This window comes from Desulfoprunum benzoelyticum, from assembly GCF_014201505.1.
Classification (GTDB): Bacteria; Desulfobacterota; Desulfobulbia; order Desulfobulbales; family Desulfocapsaceae; genus Desulfoprunum; species Desulfoprunum benzoelyticum.
Window position 1 is genome coordinate 53,114 of the sequence record NZ_JACHEO010000019.1, and the last position, 18,704, is coordinate 71,817.

The 18,704-nt window shown below is 62.9% G+C and carries 11 protein-coding genes; 4 read left to right on the top strand and 7 right to left on the bottom strand.

Going from position 1 to position 18,704, the window contains the following annotated elements; translation table 11 throughout:
- Window positions 1–37: 37 nt before the first annotated feature.
- A complete protein-coding gene (locus tag HNQ81_RS14050) occupies window positions 38–2,401 on the top strand; it encodes a fatty acid cis/trans isomerase (RefSeq protein ID WP_183351938.1) in 2,364 nt (787 codons plus the stop codon).
- Between the two features lie 33 nt (window positions 2,402–2,434).
- Here HNQ81_RS14050 and HNQ81_RS14055 read toward each other — a convergent pair whose 3' ends face one another.
- Window positions 2,435–2,737: a Dabb family protein gene (locus HNQ81_RS14055; protein ID WP_183351939.1), complete on the bottom strand. Its 303-nt coding sequence runs from the start codon at window positions 2,735–2,737 to the stop codon at window positions 2,435–2,437.
- A gap of 30 nt (window positions 2,738–2,767) precedes the next feature.
- Complete coding sequence (locus HNQ81_RS14060) at window positions 2,768–3,106, bottom strand: tRNA-binding protein (protein ID WP_183351940.1); 339 nt, start codon at window positions 3,104–3,106, stop codon at window positions 2,768–2,770.
- A gap of 241 nt (window positions 3,107–3,347) precedes the next feature.
- Between HNQ81_RS14060 and HNQ81_RS14065 the strand changes: the two genes are divergently transcribed.
- The gene (locus tag HNQ81_RS14065) at window positions 3,348–6,116 is read left to right on the top strand and encodes a response regulator (RefSeq protein ID WP_183351941.1); all 2,769 of its coding nucleotides are present in this window, start codon (window positions 3,348–3,350) and stop codon (window positions 6,114–6,116) included.
- 21 nt (window positions 6,117–6,137) lie between these two features.
- On the opposite strand, the gene HNQ81_RS14070 is transcribed toward HNQ81_RS14065, so the two are convergent.
- The gene (locus HNQ81_RS14070; protein WP_183351942.1) at window positions 6,138–7,025 is read right to left on the bottom strand and encodes a DMT family transporter; all 888 of its coding nucleotides are present in this window, start codon (window positions 7,023–7,025) and stop codon (window positions 6,138–6,140) included.
- 565 nt (window positions 7,026–7,590) lie between these two features.
- Between HNQ81_RS14070 and HNQ81_RS14075 the strand changes: the two genes are divergently transcribed.
- Together HNQ81_RS14075 and HNQ81_RS14080 are read left to right on the top strand one after the other, a co-directional pair.
- Window positions 7,591–9,201 carry an acyl--CoA ligase family protein gene (locus HNQ81_RS14075; RefSeq protein WP_183351943.1) on the top strand — a complete coding sequence of 537 codons (1,611 nt, stop codon included), beginning with the start codon at window positions 7,591–7,593 and terminating at the stop codon, window positions 9,199–9,201.
- A gap of 153 nt (window positions 9,202–9,354) precedes the next feature.
- Window positions 9,355–11,838: a helix-turn-helix domain-containing protein gene (locus HNQ81_RS14080; RefSeq protein ID WP_183351944.1), complete on the top strand. Its 2,484-nt coding sequence runs from the start codon at window positions 9,355–9,357 to the stop codon at window positions 11,836–11,838.
- Window positions 11,839–11,916: 78 nt separating this feature from the next.
- Here the strand turns inward: HNQ81_RS14080 and HNQ81_RS14085 are convergent, their stop codons facing one another.
- The 4 genes from HNQ81_RS14085 to HNQ81_RS14100 are packed head-to-tail and all read right to left on the bottom strand — an operon-like array spanning window position 11,917 to window position 18,464.
- Window positions 11,917–13,368 (bottom strand): TolC family protein, encoded by a 1,452-nt coding sequence (locus HNQ81_RS14085; RefSeq protein WP_183351945.1) that lies wholly within the window; start codon window positions 13,366–13,368, stop codon window positions 11,917–11,919.
- Window positions 13,368–16,685: an efflux RND transporter permease subunit gene (locus HNQ81_RS14090; RefSeq protein ID WP_183351946.1), complete on the bottom strand. Its 3,318-nt coding sequence runs from the start codon at window positions 16,683–16,685 to the stop codon at window positions 13,368–13,370. The genes HNQ81_RS14085 and HNQ81_RS14090 overlap by 1 nt, the downstream gene beginning before the upstream one ends.
- Complete coding sequence (locus tag HNQ81_RS14095) at window positions 16,682–17,833, bottom strand: efflux RND transporter periplasmic adaptor subunit (RefSeq protein WP_183351947.1); 1,152 nt, start codon at window positions 17,831–17,833, stop codon at window positions 16,682–16,684. Before HNQ81_RS14095 ends, HNQ81_RS14090 begins: the two co-directional genes overlap by 4 nt.
- On the bottom strand, window positions 17,826–18,464 hold the full coding sequence (locus tag HNQ81_RS14100) for a TetR/AcrR family transcriptional regulator (protein ID WP_183351948.1): 639 nt from the start codon (window positions 18,462–18,464) through the stop codon (window positions 17,826–17,828). Before HNQ81_RS14100 ends, HNQ81_RS14095 begins: the two co-directional genes overlap by 8 nt.
- Between the last annotated feature and the right edge of the window lie 240 nt (window positions 18,465–18,704).

The following is an 18,704-nucleotide window of genomic DNA, read 5'->3' on the forward strand; positions in this document are numbered from 1 at the left end:
TTGCCGTGCATCCCGTCTTTTTGTCGCGGAGGCTTTCATGCGCTGTCTTTGCAGCCTGTTGCTGTTGGTCGGTCTCGCGCTCTCCGGCTGTACCGACGGACCCGGGGCGATCCGTCCGGGTCAGGTGGCCGTGTCGTCAACGGCGACAGAGATCGATTATCTGACGGAGGTGCAGCCCATTCTGAGCCGCCGCTGCGTTGCCTGCCACAGCGGCTATTCCGCTCCCTGCCAGATCGATCTGGGATCGTTCGCCGGGCTGGAGCGGGGCGGCAGTCCCCGGACGGTCCTCGATCGCCGGCGTCTGGCGGCAATCGAACCGGCCAGAATCATGGTCGATGCCCGGACGGCCGAAGGATGGCAGAAAAAGGGCTTCGCCCCGATCATCGACGGCGAGACCGAGGCCGGAGCGGATGGGACAATTCTGGGACAGCTCCTTACCCGCCGGCCGCACGGATCGGCCGCAGCTGGAGTGGAATCGCCGGCGACGGACGGAAATGCCTGCCCCCTCGGGGCCGGGGAGATGGCGACCTTCCTTGCCGCCCATCCCGAACATCGCATGCCCCCGGGGTTGCCTCCGGTCACGGCGGAAGAACAGCGCGTCATCGTCGCCTGGCTGGCAGCCGGGGCCAGGGGCCCTGGTCCGGAGGAGCTCGCCAGGCTGACCGCCATTCCGGCCAGGGACCTGTCGAGCGTCGGGAACTGGGAGGATTTCCTCAATCGCCAGGATCCCAAGCATGTGATGACGTCCCGCTACATCTATGAGCATATCTTTGCCGCCCAGATCAGTTTCGCCAGCGGGACGGGGGCCCTCTACGAGCTGATCCGTTCGCGCACCGCCCCGGGAGAGCCGGTCGTGCCGGTGCCGACGCTTCTCCCCTATGATGACCCAGGAGGGCTGTTTTTCTATCGTTTCCGGCGGATATATGCCGATGCCGGTGCCAGCGCCAGCGTCGTCTTCAATCTCGGCGGGGAGCAGTTGAAGCGGGTCCATGATCTCTTCATCCGTCCCGAATGGCTGATGCCGCCGCATCGGGTCGGGTATGCCCCGCGGTTCGCCGCCAATCCGTTCAGCACCTTCGAACAGATCCCCCCGGAAGCGCGCTACCGCTTCCTGCTCGACAACGCCCTGCCGATTCTGCAGAGCTGTTTCGAGGGACCATCCGCCTCTGCAGCGGCGGCCCTCGATGTCCTTGACGACCAGTTCTGGGTCATGTTCCTGTCTCCGGAATACGATCTCAGCGTCCGGCTGCCAGGTTTTTTGATGAACGACGAGGGGCTGCTGGGGGTCCAGAGGTCTGCCCGGCCGGTCGGGGAGACGGTGCCGCTGGACTCCATCAGGCAGCTGCGGCGGGAGACGGTTGTCTTTGCCCGCCAGCGCAGCCGGTTGTACGACATCTTCTTCCGTTATCAGGGGCGGGGTTATGAAAAAATCTGGCGGGGAAATCGGGCGGAAGACGCGCCGTTGCTGACGGTTCTCCGCCATGCCGCCACTGCGTCGGTGCACAAGGGCGGTCTCGGGGACCTGCCGAAGACCATGTGGGTCCTCGATTATCCCCTCCTCGAGAGGATCTATGCGACGATGGTGGCCGGGTATTCTCCTTACGGATCGGCGGAGCGGCGGATGGCGGCACGGGTGCGGATGGACGGGTTGCGCCAGGAGGCGGAGACCCAGTTCCTCGATTTCCTGCCGCAGGCGCAGCGGCGTGATTCACTGCAGTACTGGTACGGCGGCATGGACCTGCAGGAACTGGAGGCCTCCCCCTCGTCCCTGCCGGCCCGGATTCAATTTGCCACCGACGATGCCAAACGGGAGTTTGTCGAGTACCTGGTGCATCACCATTTTCTGGTCGATACCGGGATCGATTTCGATGGCAACTATCTCGAGGATGGCGAGCAGTATCCGGACCTGCTGCCGGAATACCGGAACATCGACGACGTTCTGCAGGGCCTGCGGGCGGCGGCGGCACCGGAAACGTCATATTTCACCGCAGGTGACGACCGCCAGGACAGCCTGGCCTATATCAGGATTAACGGGACGGAAAGGGGTGATGCCGTCGTTTCCCTGGTGCTCCATCGCTGGCACGATGACGTCACGGTCCTGCGTCAATACCAGCGCCTCAATCCTTCCCGCAACCGGGTCGGGTTCTTTGCCGGCTTCATCGGCGCCGCGCCGAATCATTTCTACACAGTCGATGCCGATGAGCTTCCGGCATTCGTCGAGCTCCTCCGCGCCTATCAGACCACGCCGGAGGCGGACGAACGCCTGGCGAAGTACAGGGTCGATGGCGGTGACGAACGGTTCTGGGAGATCTACGACTGGTTTCAGCAACGATTTGCCGAAGACGGCGGCGACCGCGTCGGCGCCATCGATCTGGGCAGCTACGCCCGCCCCGCCATCTGACCGGGATTGCCCCGGTCAGCGGCGGCAGGGCGTTCAGACCTCGTAATCGATCATCCGTCGATCACAGGTGCGCGGCCGGACGATCTTTCCGGCCTCGACATGAAGGGGATGGTGCTGGTAGCCGGCCAGGTCCGTTCTGTTGGCGAACTCCGAGTAGAGGATGATATCCCCCGACGATTGATCGGCACTGAAATCGAACCCGACCTCGAGGTGGAGCAGACCCGGAATCCGGCCCCGCAGCCCATGCAGCGCCTCGCGGATCGCCAGGGCGTCATGATTTTTTTCCAGCGGGACCGTGCGGTCGAGAAGTTTCCAGCAGACGATGTGCTTGATCATGGTTTTCCCTCGGTGTGATGGGGAAATGATTCACAGGAGTTTGGCGCCGTTCGGCACCGGCCTTTCCGGTACGGCGATCACCACCTCCCTGTCGTCGGTGTAGAAGCCGGTCAGAAGGAATTCGGACCTGACCGGACCAACCTGTTTGGCCGGAAAATTGACGACCCCGACGATCTGGCGGCCGAGAAGTTCGTCTTTGTCGTAGAGGGCCGTGATCTGGGCGCTGGTTTTCCTTATGCCTATTTCCTTCCCGAAGTCGACGGTGATGATATAGGCGGGATTGCGGGCCTGGGGAAAATCCTTCACGGTGAGGACCGTGCCGACGCGCAGTTCAACGGCGGTGAAATCCTGCCAGGTGATGGTGTCCATGTCTCTCCTTCCTCGGTGATGGTGACGGATCATCATATTAGCCGCAGTCGTACCGTCGGGCAATGCCGATCTGCACCGCCGTTCCATTTTGGTGCCGGGCATCGGGGCCGGCCGACAGGATTTGCCTTGAAGTAGAAATTGCTTTTGCGATACAACTGAAACACATGGGAGCGCGCAGACGATGGACTGCTGATCGGTGATAGAGGGGGGTGAAATGACAGGAATTACGGCAGGGACCAGCATGCTTAAACCGTTTTTTCACAGTCTGCCGATCAAACGCAAGCTGACGATCCTGATCCTGGTCATCACCGCGATGGCGCTGCTGCTGTTTGCCGGCCTCTCCTCGATCAACCAGATCCGGTTGCTGCGCCGGTCGATGCTTGACAATCTCACCATCCTCGCCGAATCGGTCTCGAATCTCAGCGCTCCCGCGGTCGCTGCCGGGTCGACCGCTCAGGTGGAGAAGGTTCTGGCCGGTCTTCAGGCCGATCCGGAAATCGAGATGGCGATAATTTACGGGGCAACGGGGGAGCCGCTTGCCCGTTTCATCCCTCCCGGGTATGCGCCGACGGCGATGATGCCCGATGCGCTGCAGGAGGCCGGGCATGATTTCATCTTCAGCGGCGGCAATGTCAAGCTGCGGTTTTTTCACCCCATAATCCATGACGGCCGCCGTCTCGGCACCGTCTATATCCTCGCCAATACCAACAGGGAGACGGACCAGATCTGGGATTCGGCCCTGCTGCTTTTTTCCAGTCTGATCGTGGTCCTGCTGGTGACCCAGCTGATCTCGTCGAGCCTGCAGCAGTTGATGACCAAACCGATCTATTCGCTTGCCAAAATGGCACGTCGGATTTCCGAAGAGGGTGATTATACGATCCGGGTGTCCCGCAAGTACAACGACGAGATCGGCGAACTGATCGACGATTTCAACAACATGGTCGAGGCCGTCGAACTGCGGGAGGCCGAACTCAAGGAACACCGCAAGAATCTTGAGCTCCTGGTACAGGAGCGGACAGAGGAATTGCGGACGAAAAGGGACGAGGCCCTCGCCGCGGTCAGGGCCAAGAGTGAATTTCTTGCCAATATGAGCCACGAGATCCGCACGCCGATGAACGGTATCATCGGGGTCCTGTCGCTGCTGCGGGATGCGCCGCTGGCCGAGGAATACCGCCGGCTGCTCGACAGCGCCACCCGATCGGCCGATTCGCTGCTGCTGATCATCAACGATATCCTCGACTTCACCAAGATCGACGCCGGTCGGATCGATTTTGAATCGATTGTCTTCGATCTCCGCGAACTGATGGAGGAGACCTCGGAGCTCTTCATCGACGCGGTCAACGCCAAGAATCTCGAATTCGTCTGTTTCGTCCCGCTCAAGATCAACTGCCGGATCAAGGGCGACCCGACCCGGCTGCGGCAGATCCTGACCAATATGGTCAGCAATGCGGTAAAGTTCACCGAACAGGGCGAGGTCGTCCTCCGGGTCGAACCGGCCGGGCGGGACGGAGACCGCCAGACCCTGCGTTTTTCGGTCCAGGACACCGGCATCGGCATCGCTTCTACTGTCATTGACAGGCTTTTTGATAAATTCACTCAGGCAGATGGCTCGACCACCAGGAAATATGGCGGCACCGGTCTCGGCCTCAGTGTCTGCAAGCAGCTGGTGGAGATGCAGGGCGGCGGGATCGGGGTGAAGAGCGTCCTTGGGCAGGGTTCGACCTTCTGGTTCACTCTTGTCTTCGAAACGGCGGAGGACGCGGTCCCGTTCGTCCCCTGCGCCAAGATCACGGGGAGACGCATCCTGATCGTCGATGACAGCGCCAGCAACCGGATGCTCATCGAACACTATCTCCAGGTCTGCAATGTCGAGATGGTGTCCTGCGGCGATGCCGTGACGGCACTTGCCGAACTGGAAACGATGCGGGAGCGGGGAACAGCGGTCGATGTCGCCCTGCTCGACCACCACATGCCGGGCGATGACGGCCTGACGCTGGCCGGCCTGATCCGGGAACGCCATGCCGAGCGGGTGACGGAAATGGTCCTTCTGAGTTCGGGCAGCGTCCCCAGGGACAAAGCGGTCGAAGCGGGGATCCGGTCGATCGTCTACAAACCGATCCGCCAGCGCCAGCTCTATGATATCCTGGTCTCGGTCATCTCCGGCCGCAGATATTCACTGAAACGAAGTGAAGAGAAGGAGAAGAGGGAGTTGCGGCTCCATGGCAAGGTCCTGCTCGTTGACGACGAACCGATCAACCAGAAGGTTGCCGAGGCCATCCTGCAGAAATTCGGCCTCGAGACGGAGGTCGCCGGCAACGGCTGGGAGGCGGTGCGGATGGTCCAGGCCGGTGATTACGCGCTGGTTCTGATGGATATCCAGATGCCGGAGATGAGCGGCTACGAGGCCGCCGAGGTCATCCGCAGACGCGAGCAGGAGGAGGGACGCGAGCGGGTGGTCATCATTGCGATGACCGCCAACGCCATGGAGACGACACGCCGCAAATGCCTCGCCATCGGTATGGACGATTTCCTCACCAAGCCGATCAAGCCGGATGTCCTGGCGGAGAGGCTCCTGCCCTGGCTCGGCGTCCCCCCCGATGCCGACGCCGCAGGCGATGGCGGCGCTGTGGAGGCTCCGGTGTATCGCCCTTCGTGCTGGAACCGGAACCAGGCCCTGCAATTTGTCGGCGGCGACAGTCAGCTGCTGCACGACATGATGGGGCTCTTCCTCCAGCGCAATACCCCGCTCCTCCTCAGGGTTGATGCGGCGATACAGGCGAGGGATGCCAGGGCCCTGTGCGAGGCGGCGCATGCCTACAAGGGGGCGGTCAATCATTTTGCCGCGGTCGGGGTTCGCGAGATCGCCCTCGCCCTTGAAAAGGCCGGCAGGAACGACAACCTTGATGGAATCGAGGAACTCTGGGAACTGCTGGTGAACGAGGCGGCGAGCCTGCAGACGGAACTGGAGCAGGCCTATGATGCCGAAGAAGCGGGGCCGGGCGCGAAATGACCGGTGTCCGATCGTTGCTCGTTACCGGCTGCGGGCCAGTACCACCAGGGCGGTGATAATGATGATGCCGCCGAACAGTTTGGCCGGAGTGATCGATTCCCCGAGGAAAAGGGCGGCCAGAATGACGGTTACCAGCGGCTCGAGCGTCGACACCGTCGCCGCGTCGGCGGCGGAAAGACGAGCCAGGCCGGCAAAGAAGAAGACCATGGCGATCACCGTCGACACCAGGGCGATGGCGGCGATCGCCATCCAGCCGGCGCTTCCCTGCGGCAGGGATGGTCGGCCGGCCATCGCCAGCACGGCAAAAACGGTCGCCGCCGCGATCATTATCACCGTTGCCGCCGGCAGAGCGCCTACGGCCTGCAGTATTCTGCTGCCGACCAGGATATAGATCGAATAGATCAGCGCCGCGCCGATCCCGAGGAGGATCCCGGGCAGACTGCCGCCGGCGTCGCCGCCGATGATCAGGGCCGTACCCGCCAGGGCCGCCAGCACGGCGGCGAGTTTGATCCGGTTCAGCGGTTGCCGCAGGAAGACGGCGGCGAGCAGGGTTACCAGGGTCGGGTAGAGATAGAGGAGCAGGGAAACCAGTCCGGCCGAGGCATGGTTCAGCGCCGCAAAGAAACAGTACGACTGGCCGACATAGCCGAGGCCGCCCATGCCGATCAGGATGATCAGGTGGCGGCCGTGCGGCCAGCGCTGTCGCCGGACAACCATGATCACGCACATCAGCAGGGCGGCGAAGGTGAAGCGCATCGCCAGCACCGCCACCGTCGAAGCGCCGCTGGCATAGGCGACCTTGATGAAGATCGGCAGGGCTCCGAATGAAGCCGCGGAAAGGGCGACATAAAGGATCCCGACCAGAGCGGATGCGGCGGGGGGGGCGAGTCGATCTGACGTTCGGGTCATCAGCTGCGGAGGAGCGAAAGGCACGGCGGTTGTCAATGACTGCGGCATGCCCGTGCTGAGTTTTGTCGGTGGACGGCATCTCCGCCGCCGGCGTCATCCTGCCCGCGGCGTCTGCCATGATAGCCGAATCATCCTTTGCAGCGATACAAAAATCTGCTTTGTCTCCGGAATCTTGAACTGATTTCGAAATCAACGACAAATAAACCGTTTGAAAGTTTTCGGGAATCCGTTATAAATCCTGAGCGAGCGCTCGTTCATGGTTGCAGGACGGTCTTTTTCCGCGATGATTCATGACAACGGAGCGGCTGCCGGACTCCCGAAGTCGATGGCGGACGATGCGCCTTCTCTCTGTTGGTGAGGAGCAGGGGGTGCGCGAGGACAGGCGGCCGGACTGATCGTCGACATGAGCGGTAAACACGCGCAGCCTGCCGGCGCAAAGAAGGACGAAGGACAGGTGGAGGTGTAGGACAACACGGCATGATCGCCACAGTCAGGCGGATCGCCGGCGACAGACAACGGAGTGGGCCGAGGTACAACGACAACCAACAAGGAGGAGTTGCAACGTATGGAAAACATGAATGTTTTTTTTGATGTGCTGACCCCTGTACATTTTATCCGCCGATCCGCCCTGGTCTACCCGGATAAAACGGCTGTTGTCTACAACGATACCCGTTATACCTACAAAGAGTTTTACGAGCGGGTCACCCGCCTTGGCGATGCCCTGCGCAAGATCGGGATCGGCAAGGGCGACAAGGTCGCCTTTATCTGCCCCAACACCCCGCCGATGCTCGAGGCCCACTATGCCGTGCCGATGATCGGGGCGGTGCTGGTCAGTGTCAACATCCGCCTGGCCTCGGCCGAGATCGGCTACATCCTCAACCATTCCGATTCGAAGGCGGTCTTTGTCGACAACGAGTTCGCCGCGGTCGTCAAGCCGATCGTCGCCGAGCTCAGCCAGGTCAAGAAGATCGTCAATATCTGCGATATCAGCGATGAGCGGCCGCTTGACGGCCCCGAATACAACGAGTTTGTCGCCACCGGCTCGAACGACGAGATCGTCCCGGTCGTCGATGACGAATACCAGAACATCACCATCAACTACACCAGCGGCACCACCGGCCTGCCCAAGGGGGTCATGTACCACCACCGCGGCGCCTATCTCAATGCCCTCGGCGAGATGCTCGAGACCGGTTTCAACTCCTCCTCCACCTATCTCTGGACCCTGCCGATGTTCCACTGCAACGGCTGGTGCTTCACCTGGGGGGTGACGGCGATGAGCGGCACCCACGTCTGCCTGCGCAAGGTCGTTCCCGACGAAATCTATAAGCTGATCGAGCGGGAAGGGGTCACCCACCTCTGCGCCGCCCCGACGATTCTGATCGGCATGTCGACCTATGCCACCGCCAACAGCATCAAGCTCACACACCCGTTGCTGGTCATGACTGCCGGGGCCCCGCCGGCCCCGACCATCATCCAGAACATGGAATCGATCGGCGCCAACATCCTTCACACCTATGGCCTGACAGAGGTTTTCGGACCGCATACCGTCTGTTCCTATAAACAGGAATGGGCCGATCTCCCGGTCGAAGAACAGGCCAGAATCAAATCCCGCCAGGGTGTGCCTTATATCGTCGCCATGTATGTCGATGTCGTCGATCCGCTGACGATGCAGCCGGTGCCGCGCGACGGCAAGACGATCGGCGAGATCGTGATGCGCGGCAACAACGTGATGATGGGCTACTACAAAGATCCGAAGGCGACGGCGACCGCCTTCGAGGGGGGCTGGTTCCACAGCGGCGATCTGGCGGTCATCCATCCCGACAGCTACATCCAGATCATGGATCGCAAGAAGGACATTATCATCAGCGGCGGCGAGAACATCTCGACGGTCGAGGTCGAGAACGTCATCTACCGTCATCCCGATGTCCTCGAGGTGGCGGTGGTCGCCGTCCCGGACGAGAAGTGGGGCGAGGTCGCCAAGGCCTTCGTCGTTGCCAAGGAAGGGACCAATCCGACCGCCGAGGACATCATCGCCTTCTGCAAGGCCAACATGGCCAAGTTCAAGGCCCCTAAGTACGTGGTGTTCGAGGCCTTGCCGAAGACCGCCACCGGCAAGATCCAGAAGTTCAAGCTGCGGGAGAAGGAATGGCAGGGCCGGCAGAAGAAGGTCAACTGAGGTTATAACCCGGCCACGGCCTCCCTCTGTCGCTGCAGGGGGAGGCCATGGTCCCCGGATGCGATGAATTGTCTATGATCAGGGGGTGGTGATTGTTATAATGGTCCGATTGGAAATTGCTCTCCAACGCCAACCTTCTCCCCCCAGTACACGATGGACAATGCCAATCCCGAGTTGCGGCTGGCCGACGATTTTGTCCGGCAGACCAACTGCCATATCTTTTTGACCGGCAGAGCCGGCACCGGCAAGACCACCTTTCTCCACGATCTCAAGAAGAAAACCGACAAGCGGATGGTGGTCACGGCGCCGACCGGGGTGGCGGCCATCAATGCCGGCGGCATGACGCTGCACTCGTTCTTCCAGTTGCCCTTCGGACCGTTCATCCCCGGCGACACCACCTATCTCGGCCGGCACCGCTTCAGCCGGGAAAAGATCAATATCGTCAAGACCCTTCATCTGCTGGTGATCGACGAGATCAGCATGGTGCGGGCCGATCTGCTCGACGGGGTGGATCATGTCCTCAGGCGCTACCGTCACAGCGGCCTGCCCTTCGGCGGGGTACAGCTGTTGATGATCGGCGATCTGTACCAGCTGCCGCCGGTGGTGAAGGAGGCGGAATGGCAAGTGCTGCGGCAGTATTACGACTCCCCCTATTTTTTTGCCAGCCGGGCCCTGCGTCAGACCGAACTGATTCCGATCGAACTCAGGCATATCTACCGGCAGTCGGATGCCCGTTTCATCGACCTGTTGAACCGGGTCCGCGAAAACCGCCTCGATCCCGCCTCACTGCAGCAACTCAACAGTCGCTGCCTCCCGGATTTCACCCCGACCGACAATGAGGGCTATATCACCCTCTGCACCCACAACAGCGGCGCCGACGCGATCAATCAGAACAGGCTGGGCCAGTTGCAGAGCAGAAGCAGCCGGTTTCGGGCCGGGATCGAAGGGGACTTTCCGGAACACAGCTATCCGACCTCGGCCCACCTGGAGCTGAAGGTGGGGGCGCAGGTGATGTTTGTCAGAAACGACGCCTCGCCCGAGAAACGCTATTTCAACGGCAGGATCGGCAGGATCACCGCCATCTTCGGCGATGCCATCCGCGTCCGCTGCCCGGAGGACAGCAGCGACATCGAGGTCGAGCAGGCCACCTGGGAGAACATCGAATACCGGATCGACCCGGAAACCCTGGAGATCAGCCAGAACAAAGTCGGTTCCTTCGCCCAGTTCCCGCTGAAACTGGCCTGGGCCATCACCATCCATAAGAGCCAGGGACTGACCTTCGAGCGGGCCATCGTCGATGCCGGGGCCGCCTTTGCCCACGGCCAGGTCTACGTGGCCCTGAGTCGCTGCAAGACCTTTGACGGCCTGGTGCTCAGTTCGCCGCTGGCGGCGGTGGGCGTCAAGACCGACGCGGCCGTGTCGCGCTTTGTCGAGGAGGCCGGTCGCAACCAGCCGTCGCCGGAAAAGCTGGCCGCGGCCAGGGTGCGCTACCAGCAGCAGCTGCTGACCGGATGCTTCGATTTCTCGTACCTGCGCTCCCGCCTGGGACGATTGGTGGCGCTGCTGATGAAAAACCGGACGGTGCTGCAGGTATCGGGCGGGGGCGAGATCGGCGATCTGGAGAGAAGGTGCCGCGAGGAGATCACATCGGTCGGCGAAAATTTCACAAGGCAGCTACAGGGGATGTTCCAGGCCGATACCCTGCCCGAAGCCGATCCCGCCATCCGTGAACGCACGGCCAGGGCCTCGGTCTATTTCGAGGACAGGATCGTCTCGCTGCTGGTTCCTTTTGTCACCAATCTCCGGATAGATACCGACAACAAGGAGATCCGCAGGAAAGCCAGGGATGCGGTGAAGCAGCTCGGGGAGGAGACGGCGGTCAAGCTGGCCGCGGTCCGTTCCTGCCACGGCGGCTTTTCGCCGGCGGCCTACCTGCGGGCCGTCTCGGCGGCCGAGCTCGAGCTGCAACCGGCGAAGGACAAAGAGACGCCGGCTGCGACCTGGGGCGAATCCGATATCGCCCACCCCGCCCTGTTCCAGCTCCTCAAGGACTGGCGGGCCCGCAAGGCCGGCGAGGAAGGGGTGCCGCACTTCCAGATCATGCACCAGAAGACCCTGATCCAGATCGCGGTCAACCTGCCGGACAGCCTGGCCGCCCTGCGACGGATCAAGGGAATCGGTCCGCGTCTCGCCGAAAAATTCGGCGGGGAGCTGGTGGATCTGGTTGCGGATTATCGCCGGGAGCACGGCATCGATGAGGTGGTGCCGCCCGTGGCGTCGGATGCGGAGGCGGCCGGGACCACGCGGAAAACGGCGGCGAGAGGCGATACCAGGCGGATCAGTCTGGAGATGTTCGAGAACAAGCTTTCGGTGACCGATATCGCCAGGGAACGCGGCCTGGTCGTCGCCACCGTCGAGGGCCATCTGGCCCATTTTGTCGAGGAGGGCATCCTGGCGGTCGAGCGGCTGATCACCGCCGACAAACGCCTGGCCATCGAGCAGCAGATCGCCGGGACGGGCGGCTCTCTCGGCGAGATCAGGCAGGCCCTGGGGAAGGACTACTCCTACGGCGAAATCAAGATCGTCCAGGCCCACCTGAAACATCGCGCCCGGGTGTCCGACGGCCCGTCCGCCTGATCCGTCGCCCTTCGGCTTATCATTGCCGGCTCCTGCCCGACTTTTTTCCGCCATAAAGCGAGGCGGGACAGCTCGTGTTCACGGGGTTGCGGCCGGTCCCGTCAGGCCCTGGATGCGGTAAAGTTCGGCCAGGGCGATGGCGTAGCTGACCTCGGCCCGTTTCTCCTGGCTGAGGGACTCGGCATAGGCCTCCTGGGCGGTCAGGACATCGAGGGTCGTGGCGCGGCCGGCCTCGAACTTCGCCTGTTCGGCCTCGAGCCGTTTACGGGTGGCAAGACTGGTCTTGCGGGTAGCCTCCATCGCCTTGATCGCCAGCCGGACGTCGCGGATCGTCGTCCCGACGCCCTGCCGGACGTGGAGGCGGAGGAGTTGGGCGGTGTTGTCGGCCTTGCTGCGAGCGGCCCTGGCCTGACGGTAGTTGCCGGTGGCGGTCGCGTTCTGCAGCGGGATGGAGAGGGCCAGCCCGGCCTGCCACTGGGTCTCCGGATCGTCGATGGCGTCATCGAGGGTGTCGCCGTAGGCATCGTCGGAGCCGCCACGGCCGACTATGCCGATCAGGGCCAGGTCGGGCCGGGTCTGGTTGCGGGCGGCGTCTTCGCGGATCTCCGCCGCCTCCCGGCTGAGATCGGCGGCCTGGATATCGGGCCGCAGGCGCAGGGCCCGCTGCAGGACCTGGTCGAAATCCGGCTCCACCGGGGTGGTCGGCGGCCGGTCGGTCGGCGTCAGGGCGGTCTGCCAGTCGCCGCTGTTCATCAGCAGTTTCAGTTCATCTTCATACAGACCGATGGCCCGGTCGGCGAGGATCAGGTTTTCCTCGCGGCGGGCGACCTCCGATTCGGGCTGGTAGCGGTCGACCTCGGCCAGCCGGCCGGCCTCGATCTTGGTCGCGGTCTCGTTCACCAACCTTTTCGCCAGTGTGATCGACAGGACCTTGACCTCCCGGTCCTGCCAGGCGTAGACCAGGTTCCAGTAGGCCCTCCTGACCATGGCGGCGAGGTTGGCCGCCTCGCTGCCGACCAGCAGGGCCGCCGCCTCCAGGTCACGGTCGGCGGCCCGGAGATTGGCGGTCTGGTTGGCGATGCCGAATCCCTGCAGCAGCGGCTGGCGGATACCGAGGGTGAGGCTGGAGCGGTAGTACGGGTCGAGGAGATAGATCTGGGGGGAGCTGGAAAAACGGCTGTTCTGCCAGTTGAGGTTGACCTCGGTGCCGGTGATGAATTTTTTCCGTACCCCGGCGGTCCACTGGCCGCTGCGCTCCTCCTCGGGGGTGTCGGGAGCGAGGAGAGGGTATTCTTGTCCGGCGATCCCGGCCTCGCCGCTGAAGAAGACATCGAATTCACCGCCTGCCGCCTCCCTGATCCCGGCCGCCGCCTCGACATCGTCCTGCTGCAGCTGCAGGCCGAGGTTGTTGGCGAGGGCGGTCCGTACCGCCGCGGCGACGGTCAGCCCCGTGCTTTCGGCGGCCCGGCCGGAGGAGGGAGGGGCGGCGATCAGGAGCAGAAGGATGAAGCAGGCTGTGAGCGGGCGCATCAGGAGTCTCCTTTCGGACGTGGTTCACCGGCCAGCCGGGCGTACGGTTTCCAGTACAGGGTCTTGAGCCGCGCCGTGAACTGCCGCCGGTTGTCAGTCAACCGGGCCAACAGGTAGTAGAGGGTCGGGACGACGATCAGGGTCAGGAACGTCGCCATCATCAGACCGAAGATTACCACGTTGGCCATCGATTGCCACCACTGGCTCGATTCGCTGACCCAGGAGATCGACCAGGTGTGGAAATCGAAGGAGACCCCGGTGACCATCGGGATCAAACCGAGAATGGTGGTGATGGCGGTCAGCAGTACCGGCCGCAACCGGGTGGCGCCGGCGGCGAGCACCGCCTCTTTCAGGGCATATCCCCGCTGCCGCAGTTTGTTGGTGTAGTCGAGGAGGACGATGGCGTTGTTGACCACGACCCCGGCCAGCGAGATCACCCCGACCCCGGTCATGATGATGCCGAACGGCGCCCGGAACAGGGCCATGCCGAGGAAGGCGCCGCCGAGCGACAGGACCACCGAGGTCATGATGATGAAGGGCAGGCTGACCGAGTTGAACATTGCCACCAGGGTCAGGAAGATCAGCAGCAGGGCGACCAGGAAGGCCTTCGTCAGGAAGTCTTCCGATTCCCTCTGCTCGTCCTGCTCGCCGGTGAACTTCATCGCGTAGCCGGCCGGCAGCGCCATCCGGTCGATGAACTCCGCCGCCTGCCGCCGCACCACCGGCCCGGTGGTCCTGGTTTCGTCGATATTGGCCTTGACCGTCACCACCCGTTCGTTGTTGATCCGGCGGATATCGCCGATCGTGCCGGCAAAGGTCATCGTCGCCACCGTCGACAGCGGCACCGTCTCGCCGGAGGGAGTCGGCAGCAGCAGCTCGTGGAGGACGTCGACGACCCGGCGGTCAGCCTCGCCGAGCTGCAGGGTGATGTCGAAATCATCATCTCCCTGGCGGAAGGACGAGACGTTGAGGCCGTTATAGGCGGTCTTCAGGGCGAAACCGATCATATCGGTCGTAAGGCCGAACAGCCCCGCCTTCTGACGGTCGACGTTGACCTGCACGGAGGGGATGCCCTCGACGTAGTCATCGCGGACGTCCTCGACAGAGGGGATCAGGCTCAGGGCGTCGCGCACCTCCCTGGCGATCCGGCCCAGGACCTGAAAATCGGGACCGGAGATCTCGAGATTGATCGGCGCCCCGGTCGGCGGCCCCGCCTCTTCATTGGCGATCGTGATCTTGGCGCCGGGGATGTCCTGGAGGCGCCCGCGGATGGTGGTGACCGTCAGGTGCGACGATTCGCTGCGGTCGATGAGATCGAGGAAGCGCACGCCGACATGGTTCGGCGAGTTGGAGCTGAAGGAGGCGCCGCCGCCGGCACTGATCACGCCCTGCATATACACGTCCTTGACGTTGTACAGATCGCTCGGGCCGGCAAGGATCCCGCCGTCGGGCCGCCGGTGTTCCTTGGGGGCCAGGGCCTGGAGTGGGGAAGGGGCCGGTTCGCCCGGTTCCGCCGTCACGCCGGCCACCGCCAGTTCGACCCGGGCGATGATCCGGTCGATGAAGTCGAGGTCGGCCCCTTCCGGCGGCTCGATGTTGACGTAGAACCCTCTCGGCTCGATCTCGGGGAAGAATTCGACCGGTTTTTCGAGGCCGATGACGACGAGCCATATCTCGAACATCAGGGCCAGGCTGCAGAAACCGAGGCTGAGAACGGACCAGGGCCGATCGAGGGCCAGGGCCAGCGACCGGCGGTAGAGGGCCATCAGCCGGCCGCTTGTCCGGGCCGGTTTGTCGACCGCAACCGAGATCTCGTCGATGGTCAGGGCGCTGCGGTCGGCCTCACCCTTGATCCGCATGTGGATCGAGGCCATGGCCGGGTTGATGACCAGGGCGACGAACAGGCTCGAGGTCAGGGTGACGATCAGGGTGAGCGGCAGGAAGCGCATGAACTCGCCCATGATCCCGGGCCAGAAGAGCATCGGGAAGAAAGCGGCGATGGTCGTGACGGTCGAACCGATGACCGGCCAGGCCACCTCCGAGGTGGCCCGCATCGCCGCCTCGACCCGGCCGGCCCCCTGCTGCATGAAACGGTAGCTGTTCTCGATGATGACGATGGCATTGTCGACGAGCATCCCCAGGGCCAGGGTCAGGCTGTAAAGCACGACCATGTTGAGGGTGATGCCCAGCGCATACAGGATCGTGAAGGAGATCAGCATCGAGAAGGGGATGGCGAGGCTGACCAGGATGGCGTTGCGGATCCCCATCGACAGGAAGATGACGATCAGGACCAGGACCAGGCCGGAGAGGATGTTGTTCTCGAGGTCGGCGATCATCGTCTCGATATCGCGGGATTTGTCGACGACCTTGGTGACCTCGGTGCCCTGCGGCCAGGCGGTCCGGCGCTCGGCGATGATCCGGTCGACCTCCCGGCTGATGGTGATGATGTTCTCGCCGGCGCGCTTCTTGACCGCCAGGTTGACCGCGTCGCGGCCGTTGAGGCGGGAGATGCTGGTCTCCTCCTTGAAGCCGTCGGCGACTCGGGCCACATCCTTGAGGTAGACCGGTTCACCCTTGTGGGTGCCGATGACCAGGCCGTAGATCTCCTCCGGGGTCTGGAACTCGCCGGGCACCCGCAGCTGGTAGCGGCCCTGACCGAGGCGGATGGCGCCGCCCGAGGTGTTGCGGTTCTCACTCTGCACGACCGTCTGCAGGGTGGCGATGGTCAGGCCGTAATAGGACAGTTTTTCCGGGATGACCTCGACCCGGATCTCCCGTTCGAGGCCGCCGTTGATCTCGACCTCCATGACCCCGGGCAGGGCCTCGATATCGTCCTGGAGGTCGTCGGCGATCTCCTTGAGGCAGGGCAGGCCGCAGGTGCCGGAGAGGGAGAAGACGATGATCGGCATCTGCGAGATGTTGACCTCGAAGACCGAGGGGTCGTCCTCGAGATCGCTCGGCAGGTCGCCCTTGGCCTCGTCGACCTTGTCCTTGACGTCCTGCAGGGCGCGGTCGATGTCGGTGCCGGTGACGAACTCGACGTTGATGGTCGACCGGCCCTCGGAGCTGACCGACTCGATCTTCTTCAGCCCCTCCAGCCCCTTGAGCTTCTTCTCGATCTCGATGGTGATCGCGGTCTCGATGTCGGTGGGCGAGACCCCCTTGTACTCGGTCGAGATGAAGACGTTGGGGATGGTGATGTCCGGTTCGCTCTCCCGCGGCAGGGCCAGGTAGCTGTAGACCCCGAAAATGATCAGCAGCAGGGCCAGGACGTAGACGGTCGTGCTGTTTTTGACGGCGGTGTCGGAAATGATCATGGCATCAGGTCCTTCATGGCGGTGGCCGCCCGGACGATCTTGACCTTCTGCCCGTCCTCGACGTCGCGGTGGCCCTCGACCACCAGGCGGTCACCGGGGCGCAGGCCGCTCGTGACCTGGACCATCCACTGCTCCATGATGCCGATTTCGACGGGGCGCCTGGCGACGACGCCGTCCTCTTCAACGTAGACATACTGTTCGTCGTTGCGTGATATGACGCTGTAGAAGGGAATGACGATCGCGTCCGGCACCGTCTTCTTGACGACGTCGGCGCGGAAGAACATCCCCGGCAGGATGTCGCCGTCCGGGTTGTCGACCGCCAGCTCGAGGCGGAACAGCCGGGCCAGGGTCTCGGGCGAGGCGGAGAGGAAGTGGACCGTGCCGGCAACGGTTCGATCCTGCAGGGCCTGGAGGGAGATGTCGACCGCGGTGAGGCCGCGGACCGCCGCCACCTCCGACTCGGGGATGCCGACCACCGCCTTCAGTCGGTCGATCTCGAGGATCTCGGCCAGGAGATCGCCGACCGCGAGCTGCAGCCCGACCTTGGCGTCGAGCCTCCTGACGATGCCGTGCATCGGCGCCGTGACCGTGCAGCGTGACAGCTGCAGTTCGGCATTGGCGAGGTCGGCCCTGGCGGTCTCCATCCTGGTCCGGTTGGCATCGTACTCGGCGGCGGGGATGACTCCCTTGGCGAAGATCGCCCGGTCGCGCTCGAATTCGGCCCGGGCCAGGTCGTAGGCGGCCCGGGCCCGCTGCACCGCGATCCGGTAATCGTCGTCGTCGATGCGGGCGAGGACGTCGCCTTTTTTCACGACCTGTCCTTCGCGGGCCACGACCTCCACCACCGTGCCGTTCAGTTTCGAGAACAGCGACAGGGCCGTCCAGGCCTCGATGCTGCCCGGCAGGTTGATCCGGTCGCGGATGACCGTCGGCTGGAGCAGCAGCGTCACGACGTTGACCGGCGGCCGTTCCTGCTTCAGGCCGGCGGCCTTGTCCGAGGCGATCAGGGCGCTCTTGTTTTTGATCACCACGGCCAGGACAACTATCAGGACGATGATCGCCAGCAGCAGGAGCCGCGGCAGGTTGTTCCAGACGAAAAAGACGAATTTGGCCCTGGTGCTGTGTGGGGCGGACCGCTGATCATGCATGACGCTTTCCTTCGGCTGAAGTTGATGCAGGGTGTGGTTGCAATCCTTCCAGGGCCTGGCGGAACAGGGTCTCGAGGGTGCTCTCGGCCTCATCCGTGGTCACCCAACCGGTGAACCAGGCCGAAACCAGGAGCAGATAGAGGCCGTAAAAGTGGCCGGTGACAGAGAGAAGTTCGATGTCTTTCCGCAGTTCTCCCCGCTCCTGCGCCTTTTCCAGCAGGGGGAAGAGCAGCCGGAAATAGTTGTCCTCGTTCTCCCGGTGTTTTTTCAGGTCGACCGTGCGCGGGAAGGCGGTCTGCTGCAGGAACAGGCGGCCGAATTCGCGGTTTTCGGTGATCATCCGGAACTCGGTCATGTAGATGGCGACCATCTGCTTGAGGAACGGGAGCTCCTGGTCGGCATGGGTCGTCAGTTCCTGGTGCAGGCAGACCAGCTCATCCTCGCAGAAGGCGTGGAGGATGTCGGACTTGGTCCGGAAATAGCTGTAAATCGTGCCCTTGCCGATCCCGGCCGCCCTGGCCAGTTCCTCGATACTGGTGTTCTCGAAACCCTTGTCGTTGAACAGCCGGACCGCGGCCTGCATGATCGCCTTGCGGGTCTGCTGTTTTTTCATTTCCCGGATGCCGGCCATGTTGCCTCTCCCTGTTTATAAAAGTTGACTGCAGTCGAGAATATAGTACGTGGCGATGGCCCGTCAAGGTGCAAATCGACTGTGGTCAATTTTGTGCCGGGATCGGGGCGGCGTGTTTGAAACCATGGTGAACGGCTATTTTGAATTCTGATTACCACTGAAACTCAGCCTCGACAGATTTATCCGTGATGGGACACTATCTGTCCTACCAACCATGGTAAGGTACTCTCTCAGAACAAC